The organism is Enterobacter sp. D2 (assembly GCF_034427575.1).
GTDB classification, from domain to species: domain Bacteria; phylum Pseudomonadota; class Gammaproteobacteria; order Enterobacterales; family Enterobacteriaceae; genus Enterobacter; species Enterobacter cloacae_M.
Window position 1 is genome coordinate 2210344 of the sequence record NZ_JAXQPP010000001.1, and the last position, 17857, is coordinate 2228200.

14 protein-coding genes are annotated in these 17857 nt (G+C 55.8%); 3 read left to right on the forward strand and 11 right to left on the reverse strand.

The window, feature by feature from the left end; translation table 11 throughout:
• Positions 1 to 31 precede the first annotated feature (31 nt).
• From mglC to SPG90_RS10590, 7 genes are all read right to left on the reverse strand, one after another.
• The gene (gene mglC / locus SPG90_RS10560; RefSeq protein ID WP_008500921.1) at positions 32 to 1042 is read right to left on the reverse strand and encodes a galactose/methyl galactoside ABC transporter permease MglC; all 1011 of its coding nucleotides are present in this window, start codon (positions 1040 to 1042) and stop codon (positions 32 to 34) included.
• 15 nt (positions 1043 to 1057) lie between these two features.
• Complete coding sequence (gene mglA / locus SPG90_RS10565; protein WP_248201090.1) at positions 1058 to 2578, reverse strand: galactose/methyl galactoside ABC transporter ATP-binding protein MglA; 1521 nt, start codon at positions 2576 to 2578, stop codon at positions 1058 to 1060.
• A gap of 80 nt (positions 2579 to 2658) precedes the next feature.
• Positions 2659 to 3657, reverse strand: coding sequence for a galactose/glucose ABC transporter substrate-binding protein MglB (gene mglB, locus SPG90_RS10570; RefSeq protein WP_322408124.1), 999 nt, complete (start codon positions 3655 to 3657; stop codon positions 2659 to 2661).
• A 294-nt stretch (positions 3658 to 3951) separates the two neighbouring features.
• Positions 3952 to 4974, reverse strand: a complete 1023-nt coding sequence (galS, locus tag SPG90_RS10575; RefSeq protein ID WP_045402849.1) for an HTH-type transcriptional regulator GalS — start codon at positions 4972 to 4974, stop codon at positions 3952 to 3954.
• Positions 4975 to 5129: 155 nt separating this feature from the next.
• Positions 5130 to 6287 carry a DUF418 domain-containing protein YeiB gene (gene yeiB, locus SPG90_RS10580; protein WP_045402848.1) on the reverse strand — a complete coding sequence of 386 codons (1158 nt, stop codon included), beginning with the start codon at positions 6285 to 6287 and terminating at the stop codon, positions 5130 to 5132.
• 19 nt (positions 6288 to 6306) lie between these two features.
• Positions 6307 to 6975 (reverse strand): GTP cyclohydrolase I FolE, encoded by a 669-nt coding sequence (gene folE / locus SPG90_RS10585; RefSeq protein WP_023312471.1) that lies wholly within the window; start codon positions 6973 to 6975, stop codon positions 6307 to 6309.
• Positions 6976 to 7077: 102 nt separating this feature from the next.
• A complete protein-coding gene (locus tag SPG90_RS10590; RefSeq protein ID WP_126303469.1) occupies positions 7078 to 8226 on the reverse strand; it encodes a YbfB/YjiJ family MFS transporter in 1149 nt (382 codons plus the stop codon).
• A 138-nt stretch (positions 8227 to 8364) separates the two neighbouring features.
• Here SPG90_RS10590 and fghA point away from each other — a divergent pair, with 138 nt between their 5' ends.
• Entirely contained in the window at positions 8365 to 9192 is an 828-nt protein-coding gene (gene fghA / locus SPG90_RS10595) for an S-formylglutathione hydrolase (RefSeq protein WP_047174133.1), read from the forward strand.
• A 111-nt stretch (positions 9193 to 9303) separates the two neighbouring features.
• Here fghA and cirA read toward each other — a convergent pair whose 3' ends face one another.
• The 3 genes from cirA to yieE form a co-directional block, all read right to left on the reverse strand.
• Complete coding sequence (gene cirA, locus SPG90_RS10600; RefSeq protein WP_322408125.1) at positions 9304 to 11274, reverse strand: catecholate siderophore receptor CirA; 1971 nt, start codon at positions 11272 to 11274, stop codon at positions 9304 to 9306.
• A 224-nt stretch (positions 11275 to 11498) separates the two neighbouring features.
• On the reverse strand, positions 11499 to 12968 hold the full coding sequence (locus SPG90_RS10605) for an amino acid permease (protein WP_047174135.1): 1470 nt from the start codon (positions 12966 to 12968) through the stop codon (positions 11499 to 11501).
• Positions 12969 to 13148: 180 nt separating this feature from the next.
• Positions 13149 to 14015, reverse strand: coding sequence for a DNA-binding transcriptional regulator YeiE (gene yieE / locus SPG90_RS10610; RefSeq protein ID WP_045402831.1), 867 nt, complete (start codon positions 14013 to 14015; stop codon positions 13149 to 13151).
• 97 nt (positions 14016 to 14112) lie between these two features.
• Here yieE and SPG90_RS10615 point away from each other — a divergent pair, with 97 nt between their 5' ends.
• Entirely contained in the window at positions 14113 to 15159 is a 1047-nt protein-coding gene (locus SPG90_RS10615) for a YeiH family protein (RefSeq protein WP_045402829.1), read from the forward strand.
• 64 nt (positions 15160 to 15223) lie between these two features.
• Positions 15224 to 16081, forward strand: a complete 858-nt coding sequence (nfo, locus tag SPG90_RS10620; RefSeq protein ID WP_045354228.1) for a deoxyribonuclease IV — start codon at positions 15224 to 15226, stop codon at positions 16079 to 16081.
• Positions 16082 to 16155: 74 nt separating this feature from the next.
• Here nfo and fruA read toward each other — a convergent pair whose 3' ends face one another.
• Complete coding sequence (fruA, locus tag SPG90_RS10625) at positions 16156 to 17841, reverse strand: PTS fructose transporter subunit IIBC (RefSeq protein WP_045402826.1); 1686 nt, start codon at positions 17839 to 17841, stop codon at positions 16156 to 16158.
• Positions 17842 to 17857 lie beyond the last annotated feature (16 nt).

The window sequence follows — 17857 nt, forward strand, 5'->3', positions numbered from 1 at the left end:
CGGTGAGCGGGCTGGATAACGCGAGGAGCAATTACTTCTTACGCGCGTACTTCAGTGAATCCAGCGCAACCGCGAAGATAATGATGGCGCCTTTGATGATGTACTGCCAGTACGGGTTCACGCCGATATAGGTCAAGCCGTAGTTGATGACGGTGAAGATGATCACACCGGTCACCACGCCCAGTACCGTACCCACGCCGCCGCTGAAGGAGACGCCGCCCACCACGCAGGCTGCGATCGCATCCAGCTCGTACATGAAGCCAAGGTTGTTGGTTGCAGAGCCGATACGACCCGCTTCCAGCATCCCGCCGAAGGCGTAGAACACGCCGGACAGGGCATAAATGATGAGCAGGTTCAGGGCAACGTTCACGCCGGAGACTTTCGCCGCTTCCGGGTTACCGCCGATTGCGAAGATGTTTTTACCGAAGCGCGTTTTGTTCCACAGGATCCAGACGAAGGCCACCGCAATCAGCGCATAGAAGGTGATATACGACAGGCGGAAGCTGCCCAGCGCGATGAACCCTTGCGTAAAGGTCGAGAAGCCGCTGTCAAAACCCGAGATTGGGGAAGCACCGACAAAGTCGTAGTACAGGGAGTTGATACCGTAAACGATGATCATCGTACCCAGCGTGGTGATAAACGGCGTCACGTTCAGGTAGGCGATGATAATACCGTTGATCAGACCAATCACCGCACCGATGGCGCAGACAATCAGGATCACCACGAAAATCGGCATGGTGGCCATTTCCGGGAAGACCTTGTTGGCGTTTTCCATCGACTGCAGCAGGGTTGCCGCGATAACCGCCGCCAGCCCCACCTGACGACCAGCAGAAAGGTCGGTCCCCTGGGTTACGATCAGGCCCGCCACGCCCAGCGCAATGATAATACGCACGGAGGACTGGGTCAGAATGTTACTCAGGTTCAGCAGGCTTAAGAACGTAGGGTCCTGGAAAATGATGATAGCCAGCAGTACTAAAAGAACAACGTAAATACCGCCTTCTTTCAGGTAAGTGAGAAAACTTTTTTTATTTAACGCACTCATGAGGAGCCCCTGATCTTAAAGGTGCAAAGACGCAAGACGCAAAATTTCGTTTTGCGTTGTCGTTTTGGTGTCAACAATACCGGCGACGAGACCATTGCTCATAACCAGAATACGGTCCGTGATCCCTAACAATTCCGGCATTTCGGAAGAAATAATAATGATCCCTTTATTCTTTTTCGCCAGCTCGGCAATCAGCTGATAAATTTCAAACTTCGCGCCGACGTCAATACCGCGGGTCGGTTCATCCAGCATCAGAATTTCTGGCTGGGTTAATAACCAACGGCCGATAATCACTTTCTGCTGGTTACCGCCTGACAGCGAACCAATTTGGGTGCGATGGCCTGGCGTTTTCACGCGCATGGAGTCAATCACCCATTGGGTATCACTCTTCATGCGGGAGTTATCCAGCAGCCCGACTTTGTTTTTGTAATTGCGAATGTTAGAAATTAACGAGTTAAAGTTAATATCCAGATAAGCATAAATACCGGTCGACCGACGCTCTTCCGTCACCAGCGCGAAACCATTATTAATAGCTTCGTTGGCGTTGTGGTTGTTAATTTTCTTACCGTGCAGCGTAATGGTGCCTTGAGCCTTCTCACGGATACCAAACAGGGTTTCGACGATATCGGTACGTTTTGCCCCGACCAGGCCGGCAATCCCCAGGATTTCACCTTTATGCAGGTCGAAGGAGACATCGCGTATAGACGGCTGACGTAACGAGGTCAGGTTGCGCACTTCCAGAATCACTTCACCCGGGTTGTTTTCTTTGTCAGGGAAGCGCTGGTTCAGGGAACGGCCGACCATCATGGCGATGATCTTGTCCATGTCCAGCCCTTCCAGCGGCTGCGTGGCAATCCACTGACCGTCGCGCAGGATGGTGATCTCATCGCACAGCTGGAAGATCTCTTCCATTTTGTGGGAGATGTACACAATGCCGCAGCCGCGATCTTTTAGCTTACGAATAATGGTAAAAAGGTGGTTAACCTCTTTTTCCGTTAATGACGATGTCGGTTCGTCCATGATGACGATTTTCGCATCATAGGAGAACGCTTTGGCGATTTCGATCATCTGCATCTGGGAGACGGATAATGTTCCCACGCGGGCGCGCGGATCGATATCAATATCCAGCTCGTCGAAAATCGCTTTGGTGTCGCGATACATTTTGTCCTGATCGACAAAGACACCTTTGGTTGGATAACGTCCCAACCACATGTTATCCATAACTGAACGCTGCAGCACCAGGTTTAATTCCTGGTGAACCATCGAGATACCGTTTTCCAGTGCTTCTTTCGCTGAATGGAAATCGATCTCTTTCCCCTGAAAAAGAATGCTGCCAGAATCTTTTTGATAGATCCCAAAAAGACATTTTAATAATGTTGATTTACCCGCACCGTTCTCCCCCATTAAAGCATGAATAGAGTGAGGACGAACTTTTAAATTAACATTATCGAGTGCCTTAACGCCGGGAAATGACTTGTTGATACCGCTCATTTCCAACAGGTATTCACCGGATGACTGAGTTGTTGTGCTGACCATAATTATACCTTGTTGGCCTCGCATATCGCGTTATAAAAGGGCGCAACGAATTGCGCCCAGTGGAGACAGTACCGCTAAACTTATTTACCGATAAACTCAGCCAGGTTGGACTGGTCTACGCCCACGTAAGGTACGCGAACGATTTTGTTGTCAATTTTCCAGTTGGTGCCATCTTCCGCGCCTTTGCCATCGGCGAGGTTTTTCGCCAGATCGAAGGTGGCTTTCGCCTGGTTGTTGGCATCGTTCAGCACGGTACCGGCCATCGCACCGGATTTAACCAGCGCCAGCGCTTCTGGCAGAGCATCTACGCCGAACACAGGAATGGAGGATTTGTTGTGTGCTTTCAGCGCTTCTACCGCACCCATTGCCATCGCATCGTTGTTCGCGATAACCACTTCGATTTTGTTCGCGTTAGGGCCGGACAGCCACGCGTCCATCTTATCTTTCGCCTGAGCGGTATCCCACATCGCGGTATCTAACGCCAGCTGCTGGGTTTTCAGACCCTTGTCGTTCAGCTCTTTGATAACGTAAGTGGTACGGGCTTCAGCATCCGGGTGACCGGGTTCGCCTTTCAGCAGCACGAACTGAATCTGACCGTCTTTGTTAAGGTCCCAGTTCGGGTTCGCCGCCCAGTGTTTCGCGATCAGATCGCCCTGAATAATACCGGACTCTTTGGAGTCGGTACCGACGTAATACGCTTTGTCGTAGCTATCCAGCGCTTTACGGGAAGGTTCTTTGTTGAAGAAGACGATTGGCACGTTCTGGCCGCGCGCTTTTTCAATAACCGTGCCTGCTGCAGCCGGGTCAACCAAGTTGATGGCCAGGGCTTTCACGCCTTTCGCCAGCAGAACGTCGATCTGGTCGTTCTGTTTGGACTGGTCATTCTGGGAGTCGTTCATCAGCAGCTGAACGTCTGGCGCTGCTTTCGCATCTTTCTCAATCGCTTTACGCACAACAGACATGAAGTTGTCGTCGTATTTATAGATGGTCACACCAATACGGGTATCCGCAGCGTGCGCTGCTGCACCAAAAAGCATGCTTGCCATTACAGCAGACAGGGTCAACACCTTCTTATTCATGGTATCTCCGGTTTTTTTATGCAGGGTAGTTCTTGTGAATAACGATCGGCGGGCAGGTGTTAATAAAACGTTACTGACAGCCGAAGTTCACTTATAAAATTTCTATCTTCCGTGTTCGGTAACGCTCCAGAAATGCGTTTTATTCGTTGTTTGCGGCACATTGGCTATAGTGAAAGTGAATAATCACTGTTACATAGCGTTTCAGCCCCTAAAACGCTGACATCATAGTCAGCACCTTGTTAAGATACTGTGAATTTACTCACAGATTGAAAACGGTTACATCACCTGATCTAATCAGTTAGTGATCGGAACCACAATTTGCCGGGCCGCGACGGAGTGGCGACGTACTAAAGTCGGCATGAAACAGTGCGTTGCGCCCGGATCCAGCAGCCCTGCCGCTCCCTGTAATGCCAGCTCAGTCGCCAGTTTCGCCATAGAGGCAATGGGGTAGCGCACCGTTGTCAGCTGCGGGTCGGTGTAACGGGCAATCGGGATATCATCAAAACCAATGAGTGACAAATGCTGTGGCACCGCAATGCCGTTATCTTTCAGCGCCGCCAGGGCGCCTGCCGCCATGCTGTCGTTATAGGCAAACACCGCAGTAAGCTGCAGATTGCGGCCCAGCAGCTCCACCATTGCCGCCTCGCCGCCCTGCATGTCCGGCGTACCGGTGCCCGTCCAGCTTTCTGACGGCGTAATGCCGTGCTCTTTCAGGGCGTTTTGCCACCCCTCGCGCCGCAGGTCGTCATCTTCAATATGATGGCTGGAGGCCAGATAACCGATCCGCTGATGCCCGTTGTTGATGAGCATTTTCGTCGCCATCATGGCGCCGCTGACGTTATCCAGCCCGACGCAGCGGTGGGCATAGCCGGGGACGATGCGGTTGATCAGCACCATGCCCGGGATCTGATCCATAAAGCCGGTTAGCTCTTCATCGCTCAAAGCTTTTGAGTGGACAATCAAGGCGTTACAGCGCTGACGGATCAGCACTTCAATGGCATGTCGCTCCTTTTCCGCCTCATGATAGCTATTGCCGATCAGGACATATTTCTGATGCTGCTGGGCCACCACGTCGACCGCTTTGACCAGCGCGCCGAAAAAGGCATCCGAGACGTCCATCACCACCACGCCGATGGTGTCGCTGACCTGCGTCGCAAGCGCCTGGGCATTGGCATTTGGCCGGTACCCGAGCTGGGTCACGGCTTTCATTACGATTTCACGGGTTTCAGGGCTGACCAGCGCGCTATTGTTCAGCACGCGTGAGACGGTAGCCACAGAAACGCCCGCCTGACGGGCGACGTCACGAATGGTGATCATATTCACCATCCTTCAAAGGATTGCAGCAACTCACAGACACCCCCTGTGTTTAGCAAGGTGGCTATTTTGGCAGCGAGAGAGAGGGGACTACGTGAAGAAGCTCACACTCATGAAAACGCTTACATCCGTTTTGTTAATGATTGTGATCCAGATCGTTATCTGGATGTGTTCCTCAATGATACCCCTGAAGCATGTGCGGTTAACTGACGCCACACCCACTCCAGCGGTCCCTGGCGGAAATAGCGTAGCCAGAGAACAGAAAACGCCAGGTTAATCACCCAGACCGGAATAACAAACGCCAGCAGCGTGAGGCGGTCGAATTTCATAAACAGGCCAAATCGATAGAAAAGCGTGGTGCAGAGAAGCGTTTGCAGGAGGTAATTGCTCAACGCCATGCGGCCCACGCAGGCGATAGCGCTGACGATCCACAGGCGGGAAAGCGTTGGCCAGAAGCCATAGATCAGCGCCGCGTAGCCGATGGTCTGGAACGGCGCGCTCAGTTCGCGCGGCACCTGGAGCAGGAACGCGCACCAGCGGTAATCCCAGTGGATGTGCCACTGCGTGATTATCGCCGGGAGGTTAATCAGCACGCCGATCAGTACCAGCCCGACACCCGTTCGCCGATAGTGACGCAGGCTGAACTCCCCTTTCAGCCAGCCGGTGCGCATCAGTGACGCGCCCATCAGCATCATGCCCGCCAGCTGCCAGCCGTATTGCGCCCCCAGCGCAAGGAGGTTATCCCCCAGCATATCCGCGCGGTTGCTTATCGCTTCCGTACCGCCCTTCAGCTTCCAGTACTGTTCGTACTGCAGGTTAGCGGCATCCGGGATCCAGGAACGGTTTGTCGCTTCGCCGGAGATCATCCCCAGCAGCAGCAGGACCCCAAGCCCCATGACGTAGAGCATCACGCCGGTGTTAAACAGGCTTTTTACGCTGTGCGCATCGCGAATCAGACGCCAGCAGATGAGCCCGACTAACCCATACGCGAGAAGAATATCGCCGTCCCAGAAGAACAGGCCGTGGATAAAGCCGAGGAGAACCAGCAGCGTCAGGCGCGACTGGATCCAGCGCGTACCGCGTTTGAGGAGGAGTTGCAGACCTGCACCAAACAGCAGGGCAAACAGCGTGAGGAATTTAACCTGCGCGAAGAGATCGAGGACAGCCCAGGTCCAGGCATCGCTGCGCGTGATGTCGCCATACCAGGCAGGATTGAGGTAAGCCGCCTTCGGCAGGCCGAAGGCGCTGATATTAAGCAGCAGGATACCGAGAATGGCGACGCCGCGAACAAAATCGAGCGTGACGTTTCGCTCCATGGTTCCTGCCCTGTAAGACTTAGTTGTGGTGACGTACGGCGCGCAGGAACTCCTGGCGGGTATTCTGGCTAGATTTAAACAGGCCGCCCAGCGACGTCGTGGTCGTTGCACTGGTCGCATCACGCACGCCGCGCGCCTTCACGCAGTAGTGAACCGCATCGATAGAAACGGCCACGTTATTGGTGCCCAGCAGCGTTTGCAGCGCGGTCAGGATCTGCTGCGTCAGACGCTCCTGCACCTGCGGACGCTGGGCAAAGAACTGCACGATGCGGTTGATCTTCGACAGGCCAATCACCGTATCTTTTGGGATATACGCTACGGTCGCTTTACCGTCGATGGTCACGAAGTGGTGTTCGCAGGTGCTGGTCAGCGTGATATCGCGTACCGTCACCATCTCGTCCACTTTCATCTTGTTTTCAATGACGGTGATTTTCGGGAAGTTGGCGTAATCCAGCCCGGAGAAAATTTCGTCGACGTACATTTTCGCGATGCGGTGCGGCGTCTCCATCAGACTGTCGTCACTCAGATCGAGATTCAGCAGCTCCATGATCTCGGTCATATGACCGGCAATCAGACGCTTGCGGGTTTCATTGTCCAAATCCTGTACGGGCGGACGCAGTGGCGTTTCAAGACCGCGCGCAACCAGGGCTTCGTGGACCAGGGCAGCTTCTTTACTGAGTGATGACATTTTGTTCTCCTGCAGGTGTGGCGTCTTTTGCCCTCGTTGTGGCAAAAGTATGCGCTCATTGTGCGTGAGGCGACGCACATAATCCAGTATTCACGACGATAATTATTGCAATTGCTGTTGCCTTTCAGCGTGACGATTCCAGACCAGCGCTCCTCCAGCGAACAGCGCAATGCCCGCCAGGCCAAGCGCGGGCTCCAGCCGGTGGGTAAGCCAGGTTGATAACGCCGAGGTGACAGGCCCAATCAACTGACCTATTGCATACCCGGTGGTGAGCAGGCCGGCCATATAGCGCGTGTGGTTTGGCGCCAGCTCGCGACCGTACAAAAGCGAGAGCTGCACGGCACACAAAAAGCCGCCGCCCACCAGCAGCCCGCCCGTCAGCAACCCGCCAATCCCCGGCAGCAGCCAGGCCGCCAGCACGCCCGCCCCCTGTAACCACAGTACGATAGCCAGCCTGCGGTTAGCCGTTGAGGTGTGGCGTAAAAGAATACTGAGCGCTATCCCCACCACGGCGGCGATACCAAAAATCGGCCAGACGAACTGCGCAAACAGGCTGCCGGGAAAACGCACCGCCGCCATTTGCGACAGGAAGGTCGCGGGGAGGATATAGCCAAACCCGGCCAGGCTATAGCTCCAGACCAGGCGTTTTAAATCCGCCGTCAGCACCAGCGGCTCGGGTGCAGTGCCCGGTCGATGGAGCTGACCGGATCGCGGCAGGTAGCGCGCCACCAGCGCAATCAGCACCAGCGCCAGCACGCCATAGATTTGCCATGCCGCCCCGGCCGACAGGGACTTCGCCTGGATATAGACGGCGAGCAGCCCGCTCAGGGCAATGCCCGCTCCCGGTCCGGCAAATACGGCAGCGCTCAGGCCCGGTTTACCCAGCTGCCCAAGCCGTTCGTTAGTCCAGGCGGCAATCAGTACCATCGACCAGCCGCTCATGCAGCCAATCACAAAGCGCAGCAGGCCGTGTATGACGGCGTTGTCCGCCGCCGCGGAGAGCAGCGTCAGCGCCACCGCGCCGGTGATGCCAAGCCAGAGGCGCGTTTCCACAAAGCGGTGCGCGCGCATGGCATCCCATGCGCCCACCAGATAGCCCAGATAGTTCATCGCCGCGACCAGACCCGCGCTGGTCAGCGTAAGCTGTCCGGCAGCAATCATGAGCGGTACCTGAGGCGTAAAGGCAAAGCGCCCTATCCCCATCGCCACCACCAGAACGACAAACCCACTGAGCGCAATACGCAGCGCCATGACCGCTCCAATTGTTAAAGAAAAGTAAATTTATGATGCAGCATCTGGGCGTCAGGCGAAAGTGAAAGTTACTCACAGGTCAATGAAAAGGCTGTATTATGGTTTTTATGAATACGCATTCTCATTAAGGAGCCCTGCATGGAACTGCTCGAAGAGCACCGTTGTTTTGAAGGTCGACAGCAGCGCTGGCGGCATGACTCCACCGTCCTGAACTGTGCGATGACGTTCAGCATTTTCCTGCCGCCGACGGAAAATCCGCCGGTTCTGTTCTGGCTTTCAGGCCTGACCTGCAACGACGAAAACTTCACCACCAAAGCGGGCGCGCAGCGTATTGCCGCCGAGCTGGGTATTGCGCTGGTGATGCCTGATACCAGCCCGCGTGGCGATGATGTAGCCGACGATGCAGGATACGACCTGGGTAAAGGCGCCGGGTTTTATCTCAATGCGACCGAGCAGCCCTGGGCGCACCATTACCGCATGTATGACTACATTCGCGACGAGCTGCCCGCGCTGATTCAGTCCGGGTTTGCGGTAAGCGACCGCTGTGCCATCAGCGGACATTCTATGGGCGGTCACGGGGCGCTGATCATGGCGTTAAAAAATCCGGGAAAATACGCCAGCGTGTCGGCGTTTGCGCCAATTGTGAGCCCAACGCAGGTACCGTGGGGGCAGAAAGCCTTCGCGCACTATCTGGGTGAAGATGAAGCAAAATGGCAGGAATGGGACAGCTGTGCGCTGATGCTGGCCAGCAGCTCGGCAAATGCGATCCCGATGCTTATCGATCAGGGCGATGCGGACCAGTTCCTCGCCGGACAGCTGCAGCCTGCGGTGCTGGCAGAAGCGGCACGCCAGAAGGACTGGCCGCTGACGCTGCGCATTCAGCCGGGGTATGACCACAGCTATTACTTCATCGCATCCTTTATTGAGGATCATCTCCGCTTTCATGCGGAGCATTTGTTTGGGTAAGTGCGGCTGCGTGCGCTCTGATGACCTCACTCTGGCCCTCTCCCAAAGGGAGAGGGAACAAACACTAAAAACGGCAACTTACGTTGCCGTTTTGCTTTTACCCTGGCCGCATCAGAACTTATAATCCACGCCCACAAAGTAGCGACGGCCGTCTTCCGTATAGCTGTAATCGTCGCGGCTCAGATCTTTATCCAGCAGGTTCTGCACGCCAGCACGCAGCTTCACGCTTTTCGTCGCCTGCCACGCGGCGCCGGTATTCCAGATGACATAGCCACCCGGCGTTGGTGCACTGCTGGTCAGCGCGCGTTTCTCACCGGTGTAGTTGCCCTGAACGTAGAACGACCAGTCCTGCGTTGCCTTCCAGTCAACGGTACCGTTGGCGGTGTGGAACGGCAGATCCGACAACGGCTTGTTGCCGCCGTTGCTGATATCACGACCGTCGTTATAGGTATAGTTAAGGGTCAGTTTCCAGTCGTCCGCCAGCGGGAATTTCAGCTCGGTTTCCACCCCGCGGATGCGCGCCTTGTTAACGTTGTAGTAGCGGAAAATTGGTTCTCCGTCCGCATTCAGTCCAACGTAGTTAGGGTAGCCCTGGGCCTGTTTTGCATTGGCCGTACGGCTGATGCTGATGCGGTCATCCACGTTATTCTGGAAGGTGGTGACGCTGGCCTGCACGCCCTCTAACCAGCCCTCTTCCCCGCTGTAGTACAGTCCGAATTCGAAGCTCTCGCTGGTTTCCGGTTTCAGATCCGGGTTACCGACTATCTCACAGGCACCGCGACACGAGCCGGTGACCCAGTCCGGGCTAAGCTGGAGCAGCGACGGCGCTTTAAACGCGGTGGCCCAGCCCCCTTTCACCGTTACGGTATCGGTCGCGTTGTAAACCAGATAGGCGCGCGGGCTCCAGTGATCGCCGTAGGTATCATGGTCATCCATACGGATGCCGGTGGTCAGCGCCAGAGGTTCAAAGATACGCCACTCATCTTCAAGGAACAGGGCATACTGGCTTGTCGACGTACTGCTGCTGGAACCGCCCGTCAGGTTGACAGGATCCTTCAGCTTATCGTGACGCCATTCGCCGCCGAAGGTCATCAGCTGGTTGATTTCGCCCAGCGGCAGCACGTATTTTCCGTCCACCGTGTTGCTCTCGGAGGTGATAGGATTGCTGTTGCCGGGGTTTTTGTTATCCACCTTTTCGCCGTAAACCTTCAGCTCGCTGTTGCCGACGCCCCAACGACCGTTGTGGCTGAGAGAGTAGTTCTGACGCTCAAGGCGGTTTTTGTCGAGGGAATCCGAGTCGCGATCCTGACGGTCGAAACCGTAGCCCGCCGTAAAGTCGTGATTTTCAGACGGCGTCCAGGCGAATTCCACATTCGCATCGCGGCTGGTGAAGCCTTCAATGCGCGGCGTTTCACCGCTCGCCGTGGTGGAGGATTTCTGCTGACCGTCTTTCTCACGCTTCGCGAGGCTACCGTAGGCTTTCAGCCCCAGCAGGCCGTCAACCAGCGGACCGCTGGTATAGAACTGGCCGTTGTACGTGTCTCCACGGTCGCGGTGTTCCTGAATCGTGGAATCGGCGCTCAGGGTGCCCGTCCATTTCTGGCCGATTTTTTTGGTGATAATGTTCACCACCCCGCCCAGCGCATCGGAACCGTACAGAGAAGACATCGGTCCGCGCACCACTTCGATGCGTTCGATGGCGTCAACCGGCACCCAGTTGAGATCGAAATCATTATGGCGGAATACCGCGTTACGCGAGTTAACGCGCTTGCCGTCGATCAGGATCAGCGTATAGCTGCTGTCCAGTCCACGAATACTTACCCCTTTACGGTTGTCCCCTTCGCTCGTGAGCTGAACGCCCGGCACCTCCCGTAACACATCTTTCAGATTCTGAACGGGTTTGCGCTGCAAATCTTCCTGGGTAATTACGCTGATGCTTGCCGGTGCGTCTTTCAGGTTTTGCTCGGTCGCGGAGGCCGTTACAACCATTGTGTCGCCGGATTCCGCTGCGATAACAGGCAGGGCCAGGGACATTGCGGACGCACAAAGTCCTCCCCTGACGAAGGGATTCAACCTAAACATTCCATATCTCCATGAGGTAAATACAACTAAATCAAATCATCATTGCTCACAGCGTCTTCCTTTCCGCCCACGTCTGCGGTGGGTCGGTGACACGCTTATTTTTGATAACGATAAAGAAAACGATAATTATTATCAATTAAATTGTTAAGAAATATATCTTTGTTTCAGGATGCGGGCATAAAAAAACCCGCTCGAATGAGCGGGTTAAAAGAGAGGAAGTGCGATTATTGTTTAAATCTTTCCGGGAATTCCATTTCACTGTAGCGAACGAAGTGTGTTCCTTTCGTCAGCTTGTAGCCAAACCAGATGACGAGGAACAGCGGAATACCAATGTAGGTCGCCGTCACGGCGCCCCAGTCAATGGTGTCCGCCAGGAACGCTTCATAGTTCTGTCCCAGCGTAATGATCAGGCACAGAATGAAGGCGAAAATAGGACCCAGCGGGAAGAAGCCGGAGCGATACGGCAGCGAGTTAACATCGTGACCCTGCTTGACGAAGCCGCGGCGGAAACGGTAGTGGCTAATAGCAATCCCCAGCCAGGCAATAAAGCCCGTCATCCCGGACGTGTTAAGCAGCCACAGGTACACCGTCTGGTTGCCAAACATAGAGGTCAGGAAGCACAGACCGGCAATCACCGTTGTGGCATACAGCGCGTTACGCGGTACGCCGCCACGGGACAGCTTCGCGAAGATACGCGGGGCTTTACCGTCGCATGCCAGCGTGTAGAGCATACGGGTGGACGCGTACATCCCGGAGTTACCGGCTGAAAGCACAGCGGTCAGGATAACGGCGTTCATCACTGCCGCAGCTGAAAGCAGACCGGCGTGCTGGAAGACCAGCGTGAACGGGCTGACGCTAATGTCTTTTACGTCATTACGCAGCAGGCTTGGATCGGTGTACGGGATGATCAGGCTGATAATCAGGATCGCGAACACATAGAACAGCAGGATACGCCAGAATACCTGACGGACCGCACGCGGAATATTTTTCTCCGGGTTCTCTGACTCACCGGCGGCGATACCAATCAGCTCAGTCCCCTGGAAGGAGAAGCCGACAATCATCGCCACGCCAATCATCGCCGAAAGGCCACCGGCAAACGGCGCATCGCCTGTTGTCCAGTTACTCCAGCCCGCAGGTTCTGCACCTTTGAAAATACCAACGATCATCGCCACACCGACGACGATAAAGATGATGACGGTTGCCACTTTGATCAAAGAGAACCAGTATTCCGCCTCGCCGAAACCGCGCACGGAGATGTAGTTCAGCAGGAAGATGACGGCCAGGAACAGGGCGCTCCAGATCCAGCCCGGCGTATCCGGGAACCACCAGTTCATCACCAGCTGTGCGGCGACAAGGTCAACGGCGATAGTGACCGCCCAGTTGTACCAGTAGTTCCAGCCCAGCGCGAAGCCGAAGCCTTCTTCAACGTATTTTTGACCGTAGGTCGAGAACGAACCGGATACCGGCATGTACGCGGCCAGTTCGCCGAGACTGGTCATCAGGAAGTACACCATCAGGCCAATCAGGATATAAGAGAAGAGCGCCCCACCCGGGCCTGCTGCCGAAATCGTTGCGCCAGAGGCAACGAAAAGACCTGTACCGATTGAGCCGCCAATGGCGATCATCGTCAGGTGACGCGCCTTGAGTTCACGACGTAGCGTGGGCGCTTCTGTGGTTTTAATTTCTGAAACCATATGAAAATGCTGTCCATTTAATAAATGAGGCGCGATTGTAGCAGACGATCCGCGTTCCTTCCGGCAGAAATACTCAGTTATAAGAGAGCTTCATGACTCGGCCAGGATTATAAGTAAAGCATAAAAATGTGGGGTGACAGGCGCGCGTAGCACCGGTAAGCGAAGCGCCACCGGGGAACGTTAAATGGTGCAGTAGCGCAGAAAACGCTGCAGAGAGCTGGAAAGGTGTTTCTGACGATGATGGATGCACCATAGCGTGCGCACTAGCTTCGGCAATGGAACCGGAATTTCAACCAGCGACCCCGTTTCAAGCTGTTCGGCAATGACGCGCCGGGAAAGACAGCTGATTCCCAGGCCGTGACGCACCGCGTGCTTGATAGCCTCAGAGTTCCCCAGCTCCATCCCTAGCTGGAAATGTGGCAGATGGGAAAGCAGCAGATAATCGACAATTTCACGCGTGCCGGAGCCCTGCTCGCGCAGGATCCACTGCGCCTGCGCCAGGCGCTCCAGCGTCACCTCGCCCTGCAATAACGATGAGGCCGGGGATGCAAACACCACAAGTTCATCCTCCAGCCAGGGCTCGGCAATGATATCGACGTTATGGCAGGGCCCTTCGATGAGGCCGATATCCACCCGGAAATCGATCACCGCGTTGATAACGTCCTGGCTATTGCCCACGCTCATCTCCAGCGGCAGGGTCGGGAAATCCCGGCGGTAGCGCGCAATCACTTCCGGCAGAATGTAGTTCCCAATGGTGCTGCTGGCGTAGACGCGGATCGCACCGTTGTCTTCGCGGAACAGCTGTTCGATTTCGATAGCCTGCTCCAGCAGCGCCAGCGCGCGTGGATAAAGAAGACGACCGTGCTCGTTGACCACCAGACGCTTCCCTACCCTGTCGAACAGCTGCACGCCCAGCTGTCCTTCTAGATCGGTCAACGCCGCGCTGACCGCAGACTGCGAGAGCGCCAGCATTTGTGACGCCTGGGTCGTCGAGCCGCTTTTCAGCACCTCGGCAAACACTTCCAGCTGACGCAATGTAATGTGCATGGTTGCTTACCACTTATATAGATTGATTATAAGTATATAATCAATTTTATTTTTAAGCCAGAGCGCCGTAACCTTTAGCCAGACAAAGGAGAAGGTTATGTCAGAAATCACCTTACAACATCATCGTACAGTGTGGCACTTCGTGCCGGGCCTCGCGCTTAGCGCAGCAGTGACCGCCGTAGCATTATGGGGCGGCAGCATCCCGGCTATCGCGGGCGCAGGTTTCAGCGCGTTGACGCTGGCCATTTTGCTGGGCATGGTCGTGGGAAATACCGTTTACCCACACATCTGGAAATCCTGCGACGGCGGCGTGATCTTTGCCAAACAGCACCTGCTGCGTCTCGGGATCATCCTTTACGGCTTCCGTCTCACCTTTTCGCAGATTGCGGACGTGGGCGTGAGCGGAATCGCTATCGACGTCCTGACGCTGACCAGCACCTTTTTGCTGGCCTGCTTTATCGGCCAGAAAGTCTTTGGCCTGGATAAGCAAACCAGCTGGCTGATCGGTGCCGGGAGCAGTATCTGCGGGGCCGCGGCGGTGCTGGCAACAGAGCCCGTGGTTAAAGCCGAAGCCAGCAAGGTAACCGTGGCGGTGGCGACGGTGGTGATCTTCGGTACTCTGGCGATCTTCCTCTACCCGGCCATGTATCCGCTGGTTGCCCACTGGTTTAGCCCGGAAACCTACGGCATCTATATCGGTTCGACCATGCACGAAGTGGCCCAGGTGGTGGCGGCAGGACATGCTATTAACCCTGAAGCCGAAAACGCGGCGGTGATTGCCAAAATGCTGCGCGTAATGATGCTGGCACCGTTCCTGATTTTCCTTGCTGCGCGGGTTAAACAGCTTGCACCGGCGGACAGTAATCAGAAAAGTAAAATCACCATTCCGTGGTTTGCGATCCTGTTTATCGTGGTCGCTATCTTTAACTCCTTCCACCTGCTGCCCAAATCGGTAGTGGATATGCTGGTGACGCTGGATACCGTACTGCTGGCGATGGCCATGGCGGCCCTGGGGGTGACTACACACGTCAGCGCGCTGAAAAAAGCCGGTGCGAAGCCGCTGCTGATGGCGCTGGTACTCTTCATCTGGCTGATTGTCGGCGGCGGCGCGATTAACCTCGCGGTCCATAGCCTGATGGCATAAACCATCTCGTCCTTCTCCTGCTAACCCGCTATCATAAGCGTTTCGGGTTAGCAGGAGTTTTTTTATGAAATATGTTGGAGCGCACGTCAGCGCTGCAGGCGGCCTTGCGAATGCCGCCATTCGCGCCGCCGAAATCGAGGCGACCGCTTTCGCCCTGTTCACCAAAAACCAGCGCCAGTGGCGCGCCGCGCCGCTCACCGCTGACGTGATTGATGATTTTAAAGCCGCCTGTGAGAAGTATCACTATGGGCCAGGCCAGATCCTTCCCCACGACAGCTACCTGATCAACCTCGGTCACCCGGTTGAAGAGGCGCTGGAAAAATCCCGCGAGGCGTTTCTTGATGAAGTACAGCGCTGCGAACAGCTGGGGCTGACGCTGCTGAACTTCCATCCGGGCAGCCATCTGATGCAAATCGATGAAGATGCCTGCCTGGCTCGCATTGCCGAGTCCATCAACATCACGCTGGACAAGACCAAAGGCGTCACCGCGGTAATTGAGAATACCGCCGGTCAGGGCAGCAACCTCGGCTTTAGGTTTGAACATCTGGCGGCGATTATCGACGGCGTGGAGGACAAATCCCGCGTTGGCGTATGCATTGATACCTGCCACGCGTTTGCCGCCGGATATGACCTGCGCACCACCGAAGCAACGAAAAACACGTTCGATGAGTTCGAGCGCATCGTGGGCTTTAAGTACCTGCGCGGAATGCACCTGAACGATGCGAAAAGCGCGTTCGGCAGCCGCGTTGACCGCCACCACAGCCTGGGCGAAGGTAACATCGGCCACGATGCGTTTCGGTTTATTATGCAGGACGCCCGCTTCGACGGTATTCCGATGGTGCTGGAAACCATCAATCCGGATATCTGGGCAGAAGAGATAGCCTGGCTGAAGGCACAGCAAACCGCTGAACAGGCGGCATAAAAAAAGCCGGGTGCATAATGCAACCCGGCTTTTTTATAGGTCGGGTAAGGCGAAGCCGCCACCCGACACCTTGTTTACGCTGCTTTCGCCACAACTTCCGCTTCAGGACGTTTCAGCACTGCGTATGACAGACCCGCCACCAGCGTACCGGCAACGATGGCCAGCAGGTAGCCCAGGACCGGGGTGATAGCGCCTGGGATCAGCAGGACAAACAGACCGCCGTGTGGTGCCATCAGCTTCGCGCCAATCGCCATGGAGATCGCACCCGTCACTGCACCACCCGCGATACAGCACGGCAGTACACGCATTGGGTCACGAGCCGCGAATGGAATCGCCCCTTCGGTAATGAAGCACAAGCCCAGAACCAGCGCCGCTTTGCCGCCTTCCTGCTGCGCTTTATCGAACTTACGACGGGCAATAATCGTCGCCAGGCCGAGCGCCAGAGGAGGTACCATACCTGCCGCCATGATGGCTGCCATTGGCGCGTAGGTCTGGGTACTCAGCAGGCCAACACCAAAGGCGTACGCCGCTTTGTTCACCGGACCACCCATGTCGGTACACATCATGCCGCCGAGGATTGCACCCAGCAGAACCGCGTTCGCGGTACCCATGGTTTGCAGCCAGTGGGTCAGACCCGCCAGAATGCCCGCAACCGGCTTACCAATCAGGTAAATCATCGCCAGACCGACCACCAGGCTGGAAATCAGCGGGATGATCAGAATAGGCTTCAGCGCTTCCATACTCTGCGGCAGCTTGAGCTTCGAACTGATGAGCTTCGCGACGTAACCGGCCAGGAAGCCCGCGATAATACCGCCGATAAAGCCAGAACCGGTGCTCACGGCCAGCATACCGCCGATAAGGCCCGGCGTCAGGCCAGGACGGTCAGCAATGGAGAAGGCAATAAAGCCTGCCAGAACGGGGACCATCAGCGCGAACGCGGAACCGCCGCCAATCTGCATTAACGCAGCGGCCAGCGTGCCTTGCTCTTTAAACGCAGTAATACCAAATGCGAACGAGAGGGCGATACACAGACCACCCGCAACCACCATCGGCAGCATGTAAGACACGCCGGTCAACAGATGGCGATAGGCGCCTGCAGACTCTTTCTTACCTTCCGTCGCGGTTTGACGCGCGCCGGTAGCCTGATACGGCTTCGCTTCTACCAGCGCTTTATCAAACTCCTGCGCGGTCTTTTTCAGCGCCAGGCCGGTAGACGTGCGGTACATTGGCTTACCGGCAAATTTTGCCAGGTCCACTTCGATATCCGCCGCCACGATAACCAGATCGGCTTCAGCCACTTCTTCAGGGGTGATCGCGTTGCCGGCACCGACGGAGCCGCGCGTTTCAACTTTTACCCACCAGCCGCGTTTTTTCGCTTCGGTTTCAATGGCTTCTGCCGCCATAAAGGTGTGAGCCACGCCCGTCGGGCAGGCCGTCACCGCAACAACGCGTTTCGGACCCGTGGCCGCAGCCGGTGCCGTCGCGACAGGCGCGCTGTAGACAGACGCGTGCCCTTTCGCTTCGCTCAGGAAAAGTTCCGGGTGTGCCACCGCGCGATTAATATCGCCCAGCCACACTTTCTTGCCGTTCAGCGCACTGTCAGCCGGGATTTTGTCGCCCAGTACAATGGCCAGTTCTGCATCGCCTGGATTATCGATAATGTCCAGATGTGCTTTTTGTGCCGCCGCGCCCAGCAAGGTCTTCGCCATATAGGCGCGGGCCTGTCCGAGACCGGAGTCAATGATCAGCAGCGTTTTCATTATTCCTCTCCTGCTG

What these genes read in the sequence shown, in the direction of transcription:
- mglB (WP_322408124.1), bottom strand. Translation starts at nt 3,657, where the DNA reads ATGAATAAGAAGGTGTTGACCCTGTCTGCTGTAATGGCAAGCATGCTT.
- SPG90_RS10590 (WP_126303469.1), bottom strand. Translation starts at nt 8,226, where the DNA reads ATGGCGCTGCGTATTGCGCTCAGTGGGTTTGTCGTTCTGGTGGTGGCG.
- yeiB (WP_045402848.1), bottom strand. Translation starts at nt 6,287, where the DNA reads ATGGAGCGAAACGTCACGCTCGATTTTGTTCGCGGCGTCGCCATTCTC.
- fghA (WP_047174133.1), top strand. Translation starts at nt 8,365, where the DNA reads ATGGAACTGCTCGAAGAGCACCGTTGTTTTGAAGGTCGACAGCAGCGC.
- galS (WP_045402849.1), bottom strand. Translation starts at nt 4,974, where the DNA reads ATGATCACCATTCGTGACGTCGCCCGTCAGGCGGGCGTTTCTGTGGCT.
- fruA (WP_045402826.1), bottom strand. Translation starts at nt 17,841, where the DNA reads ATGAAAACGCTGCTGATCATTGACTCCGGTCTCGGACAGGCCCGCGCC.
- mglA (WP_248201090.1), bottom strand. Translation starts at nt 2,578, where the DNA reads ATGGTCAGCACAACAACTCAGTCATCCGGTGAATACCTGTTGGAAATG.
- SPG90_RS10615 (WP_045402829.1), top strand. Translation starts at nt 14,113, where the DNA reads ATGTCAGAAATCACCTTACAACATCATCGTACAGTGTGGCACTTCGTG.
- yieE (WP_045402831.1), bottom strand. Translation starts at nt 14,015, where the DNA reads ATGCACATTACATTGCGTCAGCTGGAAGTGTTTGCCGAGGTGCTGAAA.
- nfo (WP_045354228.1), top strand. Translation starts at nt 15,224, where the DNA reads ATGAAATATGTTGGAGCGCACGTCAGCGCTGCAGGCGGCCTTGCGAAT.
- SPG90_RS10605 (WP_047174135.1), bottom strand. Translation starts at nt 12,968, where the DNA reads ATGGTTTCAGAAATTAAAACCACAGAAGCGCCCACGCTACGTCGTGAA.
- cirA (WP_322408125.1), bottom strand. Translation starts at nt 11,274, where the DNA reads ATGTTTAGGTTGAATCCCTTCGTCAGGGGAGGACTTTGTGCGTCCGCA.
- mglC (WP_008500921.1), bottom strand. Translation starts at nt 1,042, where the DNA reads ATGAGTGCGTTAAATAAAAAAAGTTTTCTCACTTACCTGAAAGAAGGC.
- folE (WP_023312471.1), bottom strand. Translation starts at nt 6,975, where the DNA reads ATGTCATCACTCAGTAAAGAAGCTGCCCTGGTCCACGAAGCCCTGGTT.